This window comes from Spirillospora sp. NBC_01491, from assembly GCF_036227065.1.
GTDB classification, from domain to species: Bacteria; Actinomycetota; Actinomycetes; order Streptosporangiales; family Streptosporangiaceae; genus Spirillospora; species Spirillospora xylanilytica.
Genome location: NZ_CP109432.1, coordinates 6117045 through 6129977, shown reverse-complemented (window position 1 = coordinate 6129977; position 12933 = coordinate 6117045). Strand labels below are relative to the sequence as shown.

At 71.8% G+C, this 12933-nt stretch carries 12 protein-coding genes and 1 pseudogene; 4 read left to right on the top strand and 9 right to left on the bottom strand.

The window, feature by feature from the left end; all coding sequences use genetic code 11:
- Window positions 1–62 precede the first annotated feature (62 nt).
- Window positions 63–884: a phosphoenolpyruvate hydrolase family protein gene (locus tag OHA34_RS28480; protein WP_329519451.1), complete on the bottom strand. Its 822-nt coding sequence runs from the start codon at window positions 882–884 to the stop codon at window positions 63–65.
- Complete coding sequence (locus OHA34_RS28475; protein WP_285938359.1) at window positions 881–2083, bottom strand: Tm-1-like ATP-binding domain-containing protein; 1203 nt, start codon at window positions 2081–2083, stop codon at window positions 881–883. The genes OHA34_RS28480 and OHA34_RS28475 overlap by 4 nt, the downstream gene beginning before the upstream one ends.
- Window positions 2084–2271: 188 nt before the next feature.
- On the opposite strand from OHA34_RS28475, the gene OHA34_RS28470 reads away from it, so the two are divergent.
- A complete protein-coding gene (locus OHA34_RS28470) occupies window positions 2272–3075 on the top strand; it encodes an SAM-dependent methyltransferase (RefSeq protein WP_285938360.1) in 804 nt (267 codons plus the stop codon).
- Window positions 3076–3120: 45 nt separating this feature from the next.
- Here OHA34_RS28470 and OHA34_RS28465 read toward each other — a convergent pair whose 3' ends face one another.
- The 5 genes and pseudogenes from OHA34_RS28465 to OHA34_RS28445 all read right to left on the bottom strand — a co-directional run.
- Window positions 3121–4341 (bottom strand): epoxide hydrolase family protein, encoded by a 1221-nt coding sequence (locus OHA34_RS28465; RefSeq protein ID WP_329519450.1) that lies wholly within the window; start codon window positions 4339–4341, stop codon window positions 3121–3123.
- Between the two features lie 34 nt (window positions 4342–4375).
- Window positions 4376–4822: a MarR family winged helix-turn-helix transcriptional regulator gene (locus OHA34_RS28460; protein ID WP_329519449.1), complete on the bottom strand. Its 447-nt coding sequence runs from the start codon at window positions 4820–4822 to the stop codon at window positions 4376–4378.
- Between the two features lie 34 nt (window positions 4823–4856).
- Window positions 4857–5279, bottom strand: a complete 423-nt coding sequence (locus OHA34_RS28455) for an ATP-binding protein (RefSeq protein ID WP_285938363.1) — start codon at window positions 5277–5279, stop codon at window positions 4857–4859.
- A gap of 91 nt (window positions 5280–5370) precedes the next feature.
- Window positions 5371–6519 carry a helix-turn-helix domain-containing protein gene (locus OHA34_RS28450; RefSeq protein ID WP_329519448.1) on the bottom strand — a complete coding sequence of 383 codons (1149 nt, stop codon included), beginning with the start codon at window positions 6517–6519 and terminating at the stop codon, window positions 5371–5373.
- 54 nt (window positions 6520–6573) lie between these two features.
- Window positions 6574–6837 (bottom strand): annotated as a pseudogene (locus tag OHA34_RS28445) (DUF6461 domain-containing protein); the annotation flags it as partial.
- Window positions 6838–7165: 328 nt separating this feature from the next.
- Here OHA34_RS28445 and hisS point away from each other — a divergent pair.
- The 3 genes from hisS (at window position 7166) to OHA34_RS28430 (ending at window position 11250) form a co-directional block, all read left to right on the top strand.
- Window positions 7166–8482, top strand: a complete 1317-nt coding sequence (gene hisS, locus OHA34_RS28440; protein WP_329519447.1) for a histidine--tRNA ligase — start codon at window positions 7166–7168, stop codon at window positions 8480–8482.
- Window positions 8483–8514: 32 nt separating this feature from the next.
- Window positions 8515–9126 (top strand): hypothetical protein, encoded by a 612-nt coding sequence (locus OHA34_RS28435; RefSeq protein WP_329519446.1) that lies wholly within the window; start codon window positions 8515–8517, stop codon window positions 9124–9126.
- 309 nt (window positions 9127–9435) lie between these two features.
- On the top strand, window positions 9436–11250 hold the full coding sequence (locus OHA34_RS28430; protein WP_329519445.1) for a serine/threonine-protein kinase: 1815 nt from the start codon (window positions 9436–9438) through the stop codon (window positions 11248–11250).
- Between the two features lie 3 nt (window positions 11251–11253).
- Here OHA34_RS28430 and OHA34_RS28425 read toward each other — a convergent pair whose 3' ends face one another.
- The gene (locus tag OHA34_RS28425) at window positions 11254–11964 is read right to left on the bottom strand and encodes an ABC transporter ATP-binding protein (RefSeq protein WP_285938368.1); all 711 of its coding nucleotides are present in this window, start codon (window positions 11962–11964) and stop codon (window positions 11254–11256) included.
- Window positions 11957–12931, bottom strand: coding sequence for an ABC transporter ATP-binding protein (locus OHA34_RS28420; protein ID WP_285938369.1), 975 nt, complete (start codon window positions 12929–12931; stop codon window positions 11957–11959). Before OHA34_RS28420 ends, OHA34_RS28425 begins: the two co-directional genes overlap by 8 nt.
- Window positions 12932–12933 lie beyond the last annotated feature (2 nt).

Below are 12933 nucleotides of genomic sequence, written 5' to 3'. Positions count from 1 at the left end.
AGTGGGCCGCCCGCGGTTCCCTCCCCGCCGACGAAATTTTCCGGACGGGCCTCGCGCGAGGGTCAGACCTCCAGGTTCTTGAAGGCGCTGACCTGGGCGGTGATGGCCTGTTCGGTGGGGAGGCGCTCGATCGAGGACGCGCCGAAGAAACCCGCCACGCCCTGCGTGCGGGACAGGACGTACGCGGCGTCGTCCGGTTCGGCGATGGGCCCGCCGTGGCACAGGACGAGGATGTCGGGACGCACGGACGCGGCGGCGTCGCGCATCGCCTGGACGCGGGTGACGGCCTCGTCCAGGGTGAGCGCGGTGCCGGCGCCGATGCTGCCCTTGGTGGTCAGGCCGACGTGCGGGACGAGCACGTCGGCGCCGGCCTCGGCCATCGCGCGGGCCTGGTCCTCGTCGAAGACGTACGGGGCGGTGACCAGGTCGCGTTCGCGGGCGAGGCGGACCATCTCGACCTCCAGGGCGAAGCCCATGCCGGTCTCTTCGAGGTTCTGCCGGAACACCCCGTCGTACAGGCCGACGGTGGGGAAGTTCTGGACCCCGGCGAAGCCCATGGCCTTGAGTTGGTCGAGGAAGCGCGGCATGACCCGGAACGGGTCGGTGCCGCAGACCCCGGCGAGGACGGGCGTGTCGCGCACGACGGGCAGGACCTCGGCGGCCATGTCGACGACGATCTGGTTGGCGTCCCCGTACGGCAGCAGCCCGGCCAGGGAGCCCCGGCCCGCCATCCGGTAGCGGCCGGAGTTGTAGATGATGATCATGTCGACGCCGCCGGCCTCGGCGCACTTGGCCGACAGGCCGGTGCCTGCACCCGCGCCGATCACCGGCCGGTGCTCGGCGACCGAGCGGCGCAGCCGGTCCAGGACGGTCGAGCGGTTCATGCGGAGCCCCCTGTGATCATCTGGTGCAGCCGGTCGGCCATGGCGCGGCCGAACTCCGGGTCGTTCACGTGCAGGTCGAGCCGTTCGGCGGCCGGCATCGCGGCGAACGCCGCCGCGTCGGCCTCGGGGTCGTGGAACGGCAGGCCGGGCGCGTCCAGCGCCGACACCCCGCGCAGCGGGACCAGCAGCGCCGCGGGCCCGGTCGCGGCGGCCACCTTCGCGGCGACCCGGCGGCCGAGCTCGGCCATCTCGTCCGGCGTCGTCCGCATCAGGGTGACCGTGGGGTTGTGCTCGTAGAACAGGCGGCCCGCGAAGCGCTCCGGGACGGTGTCGCGCGGGCCGAAGTTGACCATATCGAGCGCGCCCGGCGCGACCACCTGCGGGACGCCGTGCCGTCCCGCGGCGGTCAGCCGGTCGGGTCCGGCCGACAGGACGCCGCCGACCAGGTCGTCGGCGAGCTCGGTGGTGGTCAGGTCGAGGACGCCCGCGAGCAGGCCGCTGCCGACCAGGCTCTCCAGCGCCCGGCCGCCCGAGCCGGTCGAGTGGAACACCAGCACCTCGTAGCCGAGCTCCTCCAGGCGTTCGCGGGCGGCGTCGACGCCGGGGGTGGTGACGCCGAACATCGAGGCGGCGACGAGGGGGCGGTCGCCCTCGGCGGCGGGCTCGGTCGCGTACGCCTGCGCCATCCCGGCCGCCGCGGCGGCGGCGTTGCCGAGGATGAGCCGGGACACCCGGTTGACACCCGCGATGTCGACCACGCTGTAGGTCAGGGTCACGTCCTTGGCCCCGATGTAGGGCGACACGTCGCCGGACGCCATCGTCGAGACGATCAGCTTGGGCAGCCCGACCGGCAGGTCGCGGACGGCCCGCGCCGCGATCGACGACCCGCCGCTGCCGCCGACCGCGAGGACGGCGTCCACCCTGCCCTCGCCCAGCAGCTCGCTCAGGACGGCGGCGGCGCCCTCGCCCATCGCGGTGACGGCGGCCCCGCGGTCGCCCGCCGAGCGGAGCGTCTCGACGTCGGAGCCGCCGGCCCGCGCGACGCGTTCGGCGGTGACGTCGGCGATCGTCCCGGACGGCGGCCAGACGCCCGTGTCGACGAGGATCACGTCCGCCCCGAGCGCGCCCAGCCGGTCGCGGAGCCACGCGTACTCGTGCCCCTTGGTGTCGAGCGTCCCGATCAGCACGACCGTCGCCATCTCACTCCTCACCCGTCATCCGCCCGTTTCCGGTCATATGCCCGCTGAGCAGGCATCTCACCTCATGATCTCACCGCCGGGCGCGCCGCCCCCGCCCGGTCGGCCGGGGCGGGCGGCGGGGCATCGACCGGGCCGACTCGGGGAATGGCATCCCACGGGGATCACTCACGAGGAAGGCCGGCCCGCTCATGGCTGACGAATCGCCCAAGCGCTCGCCCTTGATCGACACGTCCGTGCCGCATTCCGCGCGCATCTGGAACTACTGGCTCGGCGGCAAGGACAACTACCCCGTCGACCGGGAGGCCGGTGATCAATATCTTCGGGTGTATCCCGGAATCGTGAACATCGCCCGCAATGGGCGGCAGTTCCTCCGCCGCTCGGTGCGGTACCTGGCCGGCGAGGCGGGCGTCCGGCAGTTCCTCGACTGCGGGACGGGCCTGCCCACCGCCGACAACACCCACGAGGTCGCGCAGCGGGTGGCGCCCGACTCGCACATCGTCTACGTCGACCACGACCCGCTGGTGCTCGAGCAGGCGAAGGACCTGCTGACCAGTACGCCCGAGGGCGCCACCAGCTATATCCAGGCCGACCTGAACGACCCCGCCGAGATCCTCGGGCTCGCGAGCGGCGGGCTCGACCTCGACCGGCCGGTCGCGCTGCTGTTCATGGGGGTCCTCGGGCACGTCGACCGGTACGAGGACGCCCTGTCGATCGTCCGGACGCTGATGGCGGGACTCGCGCCGGGCAGCTACCTGGCGCTGTACGACAGCACCGACGCCGATGCCGCGCTCAACCAGGCGCAGCAGGAGTACGACGACACCGGCGCGGTCCCGTACCGGCTGCGCAAGCCCGAGCAGATCAAGGCGTACTTCGACGGGCTGGACGTGGCCGAGCCCGGCGTGGTGGCCTGCGAGGACTGGCGCCCGGAGACACAGACCCCGGGCGGCTCGCCGCGGACGTCCACCCTCTGCGGGGTCGGCCGCAAGCCGTAGGCCGGCCCGGCGCCGGGACGTCCGGCACCCGGCCCGCGGCGTCGTTCAGCGCCGGCCGCGGAACGTCCGGCGCAGGTCGTCCACCCAGCCGTCGGGGACCTCCCAGGGGATGAAGTGGCCGCCCGCGTCGTGGGCGGTGAGGTTGACGTGGTTGTACCAGCCGGACCGGTCGCCGGACACCCAGCTCTCGACCCGCTGCCCGGTGGTGACGCCGGGCGGGTTCTCGTAACCGACGAAAGTGATGCCCGTCGGGGCCTCGATGACCGGCCACCGGTCGTGGGAGGGCGTCCAGGGATAGCGGTTGGCGTTGGCGTAGTAGCGGATCGAGGTGCCGATGGTGTTGTTCACCCAGAAGATCATGGCGTGGGTGAGGAGGTCGTCCTTCGAGAAGACCGTCTCGATGTCGCCGTGATTATCGCTCCAGTTGACCCAGCGCTCCAGGATCCAGGCGAGCATGCCGACCGGCGAGTCGGTGAGCCCGTAGGAGAGGGTGCTGGGGTCGATGACATGGGCGGCCAGGTGGACGGCGAAGCGCCGCTCCAGGGCGACGACCTGCTGGTGCACGGGCTCGGGCAGCCCCTCGGGCAGCGGCCGTCCGCCGCTGAAGTCCCAGGCCCGGTCACCGTTGAAGAAGTCGAGCTTCAGGCCGGAGCCGATGTGGACGGCGTGCACCTCGCCCGCGTACTTGTGGCCGAGCTGGCCGGTGACCAGCGCGCCGACGTCGCATCCTCCGGCGGCGTACTTGGCGTGGCCGAGGGTGTCGGTCATCAGCGTGTGCCAGAGGTCGGCGACCTTCCAGAAGTTCATGTCGGGGTGGTCGCGCAGCGGGGCGGAGAAGCCGAAGCCCGGCAGCGAGGGGACGATGACGTCGAACGCGTCGGCCGGGTCGCCGCCGAACGCGGCGGGGTCGGCGAGCGGGTCGATGACCTTCGACCAGTGCCAGAACGTCCACGGCCATCCGTGCGTGAGGATGAGCGGCGTGGGGTTCGGGCCGACGCCGGGCTTGCGCATGAAGTGCACCGGAACGCCGTCGACGCTCACCCGGTAGTGCTCGTAGGCGTTGATCGCGGCTTCGGCCTTGCGCCAGTCGTACTCGTCGAGCCAGTACTCGGCGAGTTCCTGGAGGTATCCGCGGGCGACGCCGTAGTGCCAGTCGTCGTTGCCCACGTCGTCGGGCCACCTCGTGAGCCGCAGCCGCGCCTTGAGGTCGTCCAGGACGGTGTCGGGGACGTGAATGGGCGTCGGTTCCAGCGGAAATCGCGTCATGGGAGTCCTTTCAAAACGGGAGAACGGCGGCGGCTCAGCGCTCGACGTCCATGAGCGCGGCCATCCTCGCCAGCGCGGGCAGGGCGGCGCCGATGGCGTGCCGTTCCTCAGGGGTCAGGGCCTCAGCCAGCTCGGAGAACTGGCGGACGCGGTCCTGGTGCCGGGTCTGGATGATCCGCGCACCGGCCGGGGTCACCTGGACGAGCACCGCGCGCCCGTCGGCGGGGTCGGGCCGGCGCTCCACCAGCCCGTCGCGCTCCAGCCGGCTGACGAGCTGGGTGATCGCGGGCTGGGTGATCTGCTCGGTCGTCTTCAGCGCGGTCAGCCGCATCGGCCCCTTGTGGACCAGCGTGTGCAGGACCGACAGCGTGGTGAAGGTGTGCTTCTCGGTCGCGGGGAGCCGGATCGAGCCCCGGGTGAACTTCCCGAGCACCACGGCGAGGTCGCCGACGTCGAGGCCCTGTTCGTCCTGTGCTGGCATGCCGGTCAATATATCAGCAGCTTATTTAAACTGCTTATATAATCTCGTCCCGCGCGACCGGCTCCAGCTCCGCGAAGACGACCTTCCCGCGCCCGTCGAGCGGCCGGGTCCCCCAGCGGGACACCAGCGCCTCCAGCAGTTGCAGGCCCCGTCCGCCCTCCGCGCCGAGGTCGGGCGGACGCACCACGGGCCGGAGGTCGGAGCAGTCCCACGCCTCCACGACGACACACCCGTCCTCGCGCCGGAACACCCGCACGACGACCGGGTCGCCGCACCGCGAACCGTGCTGGATCGCGTTGGTCGCGAGTTCGCTGGCGACCGTCCGGGCGACATGGTCGTCGAGCCCCCAGGCCCCGAACACCATCCCGACGAAGTCGCGCACCTGCTTCACCGCCTCCGGACGAGCCTTGATCACCAACGTGGCGGGGGCGACTTCATACTCCTTGCCGAGGCTCATGGGCCATGACCATAAGAGCCCGCCGAAGCGATGTCATTGGCACTAACAGTGGATCCCGACCGCAACTACCCCGGACAGTTGTTGGCTCAGATCAGTACTCCAGATGAATGAAATCTGCCAATTCTCGCATTTCGGAAGTGAGGGTCCGGCGCTTGGCCACGATCTGCCCGAGGATGTCGCGCGCCATCGGCTGCTTGTCGATCCACTCGGGACTGGTGACCCGGACCTCCTTCAAGATTTCGAAGGAGTCGGCGTACCGATGGAGTCTCATATTGGCCTTGGCCACGTCCAGGCGGTGGCGATTCCGGCTGGACGCCCGAGCCCGGAAGCCGCTCCTGGGAATCTTCGCCGCGAGTTCCAGCACCCGATCGGGCCTGTCCTCGATCATGTAGTTCTCGGCCCGCCGCGTGGCCACCGCGACCGGGCCGAATTCGCGCAGGGGGTCGGAAGGCGGCGCCCACTCGATCCTCAACGCCACCGCCGCCGCCTGGGCGAACCTGAGCGCGTCCGCCGACTCGCCCGGCTCGTTGTTCCGGGACGCCGCGGTGGAGACGCGCAGGAGCAGCCCGCCCCACGTGGCTAGTTCCTCCGGCGTGGCACGGGAGACGCGCGGCTCGACCTCGTCCGCCCAGCGTGCGGCCAGGTCGAGCGTCCCGGCCAGGTCGCCCTGCCGCATCAGGAGCCAGCAGCGGGTGTTGATGATCGCCGCCTCCTCGAACCGTCCGGGCGCGTCGTCGAGGGCCCTGCGCAGCGCGATCTCGGCCGCGGCGAACTGCCGGGCCATGATCAGCAGGTGCGCGGCGAGATGCACCCCGCGCGAGCGGAGCTGCCGCTCTCCGTCCCCCAGGGCCAGCACGTCCCGCAACAGCGCCGGGAGCAACTCTCCGAGCTCGTCGAATCTGTTGTCGGTGAACAGGACCTCGGCCGCTTCCACCGCGCCGGCCACCCCCGCCGCGGTCGGCATCTCGTCCGGCCGACCGTTCAGCCCGAGAAGGGCGTCCCTGATCGATTCCCATTCACCGGAGGTGATCTCCCCGGGCTCCGGCCTGATGATCAGATCGGACGTCGACACCTGAAGACTCTTCGCCAGCTTGCGGAGGGTCTCCAGCCGCGTGTCCTCCCGTTCGCCCTGCTCGAGTTTCCTGATCAGAGACAGCGAGACCCCGGAGTGAAAGGCAAGATCCTTCTGGGTGAGCCCACGACGTTTCCTCACACTCTGAAGACGCTCGGCAAGGTTCATGCCTTCAGTCTGCCTCGCGATCGTGAAAGGCGGCCATCGATCTCCTCGAGGGCGTCACCGTCTACTGGTTCTCGCCGATCCCTCTGACAGCCGGGCCAGGCTGTCGGAGTCGATGCACAGGCCGGCATCGGGCTCGAAGGCGACCGCCCAGCCGTCGGCCGCGAAGACGCCGACGACGGCGTCTTCGTCCCACTCGTGCATCCAGTGCTCGTACAGGTCGGTGGCACCGGTGATGCAGGGCGGATCGGCCGGACGGGCATCCAGCCTCTCCAGTAGACGTTCGGGGGTCAGGCCGCGGACCATCGTCACGGCGTAGCCCTGGTGGGTATCGCGAGGCGGCGTTCGTGACCGCGCTGACGGTCATGCTGCATGGGCACAAGCTCACGGTCGAGAGGCTCGGTGAGCGGCTCGTGCGCGTGACGGCGGGGCCGGGGTGTCGCAGGGCGGGGCGTCCTAGAAGCTCGTCCGCGCGCAGGCCGCGCGGGCGCGGGTCCTGTGGCCAAGGGCGAGCACGGTCCCAGGCCCCATCCAGACGCCGAGCGGGAGGTGCGCCCCTTTCGCTCCCGCCCGGTCTGGACTCCCCATGCGAAGGGGGCCGCTCCATTACGTTGGGAGCCTTCCAACGGGCTTTCCAGAAGGGTTCTCCATGGCATCGCAGCAGTTCGATCCGCCGTCGGGTACGCGGGACTTCGTCGCGGCCGACCTGCGTCAGCGTGAGCGGGTCTTCCACGCGGCGAGGACGGTGTTCGAGCGGTACGGGTTCGAGCCGTTGCAGACCCCGGCGTTCGAGCGCCTGGAGACCCTGACGGGCAAGTACGGCGACGAGGGCGACAAGCTGATCTTCAAGATCCTCAAGCGGGGGGTGCACGAGGGGTCGGGCGAGGCGGACATGGCGCTTCGCTATGACCAGACGGTTCCGCTGGCGCGGGTGGTCGCCGCCCACGGCAGTCGGCTCCCCACCCCCTACAAGCGCTATGTGATCGGCCCGGTGTGGCGGGCCGACCGGCCCGGCAAGGGCCGCTTCCGCGAGTTCACCCAGTGCGACATCGACGTGGTGGGGTCGTCCTCGCCGCTGGTGGAGGCCGAAGTGGTGTGCGCGGGCGCTGACGCGCTGGATGCGATGGGCGTGCGAGACTTCGCGATCCTGGTCAACAGCCGCAAGGCGCTGACCGGGCTCATGCAGGTGCACGGCGTCGCGGCCGATCGCGCGGCGGGCGCTCTGATCACGCTGGACAAGCTGGACAAGCTTCCGCCGGCAGAGGTGAGTGCCGAGCTGGTGGAGGCGCGCGGCCTGGACCGGGCGACCGCCGACAACCTGGTGAACGACGTCACCGCCGACGACGCCGTACAGCGGATGCAGGCGGTACTCAAGGACGACCCGGACGGCGCCGAAGGACTCGCCGAGATTGACCGGCTGCTGGAGCTGGCCGGGCCGCACGTGGGTGAGGACCGCCTCAAGTTCGCGCCGAACCTGGTCCGCGGTTTGGACTACTACACGGGGGCGATCTGGGAAGTGGTCGCGCCGGGCCTGTCCGGCTCGATCGCCTCGGGCGGCCGGTACGACCACCTGATCAAGGCGATGGGCGGTCCGGACGTGCCCGCATGCGGGTTCTCCATAGGCGTCGAGCGGATCATCGGCGCGCTGGGCGCGGCCGACGAGGCGGCGGACCGCATCGACGTTGCGGTCACGGTGATGAGCGAGGCGTTTGTCGCCGACGCGTTCGGGTTCGCGCAGGCGCTCCGGGGCGCAGGCCACACGGTAGAGATCTTCCTCGGTTCGACTCGCAAGCTGGGCAAGCAGCTCAAGTGGGCGGCCGACCGCCGCGCCCGGTACGCGCTGCTCCAGGGCGACAGCGAGCACGCCGAAGGCGCGGTGACGATCCGGGATCTGGAGACCGGCGACCAGGAGCGTGTTTCGGTCGGCGGCCTCGTGACGACCTTGGATCACAAGCTCAGGATGTAGATACCCGACCCGATCCACCATCGGAGGTAGACATGGGTGTGCAGGGAGATCGCATCCTCACCGCCCTCGCTGACAAGGGGTTCCCCGACCCCTGGAACGCGTTCGGCGAGCACCTGTCGTGGGAGGCCGCATACGCCGTCCAGCTCAAGACGGCCATCGATGCGGCCCGCAAGGAGCCCGGCGGCCCCGACGCTGAGGAGGCGCTGACGCTGTTCGACCGCAAGGCGGCCAACCTGGACGCGGCCGGGACGCTGCTGGCCACTGTCACCGCCGAGTACGACGCCTCGGGTATGTGGGCGGTGCTGGATGAGCGCGCCTCCCGTCTGGACGTGGCCGATGTGTCCGAGCGCTGGGCGCAGGGCCTCGTGCACCACCCGTTCCCCATCGCGCTCCGGTCCCTGGAGTTCAACTGGGGCTATATGCAGGAGCACGGCGTCCGGGCCTTCTACGAGATGACCGCCCGCTACGTCGCCGACCTGGCCGAGAACACCACGCGATGGCGGGCGGCGTTCGAGGCCGAGCGCGCCACAGGCGTCATCGACCGCATCACCACCGTGGAAGCCGACCTCGCCAGCGAGGAAGCCCCGATGCACTGCGACATATGCAAGAAGACCATCACGGCGCTGCTGTATCTGGACGGCTGAGCCGACCACAGCAGGCCGACCAGACCGGGGCCGGGAACGCCCGGCCCCGACCGGTTCAGGCGGCCCGACTGCTCTCGGCTTGCGGTAGGTGCACCAGCACGGGCCGCGGGTGGCCGGGACGGTCGGCGTCCAGCCGTTGGGCGCACCGGCGATGACGCGCTCCAGGTCCACTGCGCGAATCCCTGATGGTCGCCGCCTCCGCCGATCACCATCCAGATCCGTCCCGGCGGCGTCATGCGAACAACCCGGACACGGGACCGTACATCTCAGAAAATGGGCGGCGATGTGCGTCCAAGGAGGAGATGTCCGGTGAGTGAGTGGCAGATCGCTGGGTTCGCGGAAGTGCGGGAGCTCGGCGCGGGCGCGCAGGGCCGGGTGGTGCTGGCCCGGCACGAGGAGTCCGGGGCGCCGGTCGCGATCAAGTACGTGACGTCGGCGGCCGGGCGGGACGTGGCGCGGCTCCGGCATGAGGCCCGGCTGCTCGGGCAGGTCGCCGACCCGCACGTGGCGCGGCTGTACCGGCTGGTGGAGAGCGAGCACGGCGCCGCGATCGTGATGGAGGCGGTGGACGGGGTGTCGCTGCGGCGCGTCCTCGCCGAGCACGGGAGCCTCACCCCGGAGCAGTCGCTCCTGGTGCTGAAGGGATCGCTGGCGGGGCTGGCGGCGGCGCACGCGGCGGGCGTGGTGCACCGCGACTACAAGCCGGCGAACGTGGTGGTGCGGGCGGACGGGCTGAGCAAGCTGATCGACTTCGGCATCGCGGTGCCGGTGGGTGAGCAGGACCGGTCGGGCACCCCCGCGTACATGGCGCCCGAGCAGTGGCGCGGCGAGCCGGTCACCCCGGCGGCCGACGTGTACGCGGCAACATGCGTGTTCTTCGAGTGCCTGACGGGGCGCCGTCCGTTCACCGGTGACCTGGGCGCGCTCAGGAGCGGGCACCTGGACGCGCCGCCGCCTGTGGAGGACGTCCCGGACGGGCTGCGCGAACTGCTGGCGCGCGGGATGGCCAAGACGCCCGACGGGCGTCCGGCGGGCGCGGCGGTGTTCGTCCAGGAGCTGGAGTCCGCCGCCACAGCCGCGTACGGGACGGACTGGGAGGCGCGCGGCGTCCAGGCCCTCGCGGGCGCGGCGGTCGCACTCGCCGCGGTGTTCCCGCTGGCCGCGGCCGGGATCGCGCCCGTCGCCGCAGGCGGCGCGGTCGCGGCGGGTGGAACCGCGGCGGCAGGCGGAGCGGCGGCGGCGGCAGGCGGGACGACGGCGGCAGGCGGAGCGGCGGCTGGAGCGGGCGGTACTGCGGCGGCGGGGTCGGGGATTCTTGCCGGGGTCGGGGCCAAAGTCGCGGTGGCCGTGGCGGGGACGGCGGTCGTCGCGGGCGCCGGCGGGACGGCGGTCTACTCCGCGGGGCACGGTCGGGACGAGCCCCGGGTGCGTCCGGTCGCGGCGACGGTGTCCACCCAGAACGAGACGCTCAGCGGCGTGCCGGTGGCGGTCCGCGCGCAGTACGCGCAGATCAGCGGGCACCGCGACCCGGCCGTCCAGCGGAGGATCAACCAGGAGCTGCGCGCCCCACTGGACTGGAGCATCGACAGGATCAGGCAGGCGACGGCCCGGTCCCGCGCCCAGTGCAGCGGGCAGAGCCGGGTGAGCACCGCCGTCCGGATGGGCGTGCGGGGGCCGTCCCTCATCTCGGTGGTCTACAAGACCGACAACCGGTACTGCTTCCCGGCCGACGGGGCGCTGCCGGGCTGGGCGGTCACCCTGGACCTCAAGACCGGCCGCGCGTACACGGCGGAGGACATCTTCAAGCCGAGCACGCTCACGTCCGCCGGTCTCCAGGTGCTGTGGAGCCGCCTCACCAGCAAGGAGGGGACGTTCTGGGGCCCCGACGGGTGCATGGGCGACCATCCCCCGCAGCGGTCCGACTTCCTGCCGAGCAGCGAGCCCACCGTGGACGGGGGCCGGCAGAAGGGCCCGCCGTACGCGACGGTGTTCCTCGCGCCCGACCACTTCGAGGTGAACTGGTCGACGGAGGGCAGCGCCTGCACGTCCGACCAGCTCACCGGGCCGTACGCGAAGGTCCGCGACCTGCTCGAGCCGGACTTCGCCGCCCTGCTGCCCGGGTGAGCGTCAGGGGACGGCGGGCGCGGCCTCGGTGATGACGCCGTCGCTGAGGTCCAGGACGCGGTCGGCCATGCCGAGCAGGGTCTGGTCGTGCGTGGCCACCACGACGGTCACGCCCTCGCTCTGCACCACGGCGCGCAGCAGCGGCATGATGGCGCCCGCCGTCTCGGAGTCGAGCTGCCCGGTCGGCTCGTCGGCCAGGAGCAGCCGGGGGCGGTTGGCGAGGGCGCGGGCGATCGCGACGCGCTGCTGCTGCCCGCCCGACAGCTCGTAGGGGCGCTGCTCGGCGTGCTCGTCGAGGCCGACCAGCGCGAGGAGCAGCCGGACCCGCTCGGCGCGCTCGGCGGGCGCCATCCGGACGAGGCGGAGCGGCACCTCCACGTTCTCGGCCGCCGACAGCACCGGGATCAGCCCGTGCGACTGGAACACGAAGCCGATGGTCTCGCGGCGCAGCCGGATCAGGTCGTCCTCGCCGAGCCCGCCGACGTCCTGCCCGCCGACGCGGACGGTGCCGGCGTCCGGGGAGTCCAGGCCGCCGATCAGGTTGAGCAGGGTGGTCTTGCCCGATCCGGAGCGGCCCTTGACCGCCACCAGCTCGCCGGCGGGGATGGTGAACGACGCGCCGCGCAGCGCGGGCACCTCGATCCGGCCGGTCCGGTAGGTCCGGGTCAGCCCCTCGACGGCGACCATCGGCCCGTCCGATGCCGGTTCACTCATCGCGGGTCCCCTCCCCCTCGTCGGCGGGGCGCGGCCGGTCCGGCCAGACGCCCACGTGGTCGTCCTCCAGCGCCATCCGGACGCGTTCCTTCATGTCCAGCGCCTGGGTGAAGCCCTTGGGGAGCTGGACGCGGCCGGCCCGGTCCAGCACCGCGTACTCCTCGCTGACGCGGGTGCCGTCGGCGGAGTCGCGGCGGCGGACCTCGCTGCTGGTGCGGCCGTCGCGGATGCCGACCGTCCGGTCGACCTGCCCGGACACCTGGGCGTCGTGGGTCACCACCACGGTGGTGGTGCCGAGCTCCTGGTTGACCTGCCGCAGCGCCTCGAACACCTCGCCCGCGGTGACCGAGTCCAGCTCGCCGGTCGGCTCGTCGGCGAGCATGACGTGCGGCTCGTTCGCGACGGCGACGGCGATCGCGATCCGCTGCTGCTGCCCGCCCGACAGCTCGGCGGGACGGCGGCCCGCGCAGTCGCCGACGCCGAGCATGCCGAGCAGCTCGGCGGCGCGGATCGCGCGGGCCTTGCGGGACCGTCCGGCGAAGCGCATCGGCAGCTCGACGTTCTGGACGGCGGTGAGGTACGGGAGCAGATTGCGGGCGGTCTGCTGCCAGATGAAGCCGACCTGCTCGCGGCGGAAGCCGAGCCGCTGCCGGGCCGTCATGGTGAGCAGGTCGGACCCGGCGACGCGGGCGACGCCGGCGGTCGGCACGTCCAGCCCGGACAGGATGTTGAGCAGCGTGGACTTGCCCGACCCGGACGCGCCGACGATCGCGACCAGCTCGCCGGGCTCGATCAGCAGGTCCAGGCCCTGGAGCGCGACGACCTCGACGCCGTCGGTCTGGTAGATCCGCACCAGGTTGTCGCACACGATGTGCGCGTCCGCGCCATAGACGGGGCCGCGGTCGGCGGCCCGGCGCTCCAGCTCGGCCAGGTCGGGCGCCTTGGGCGCCCCCGGTGCCGGGCTCATGT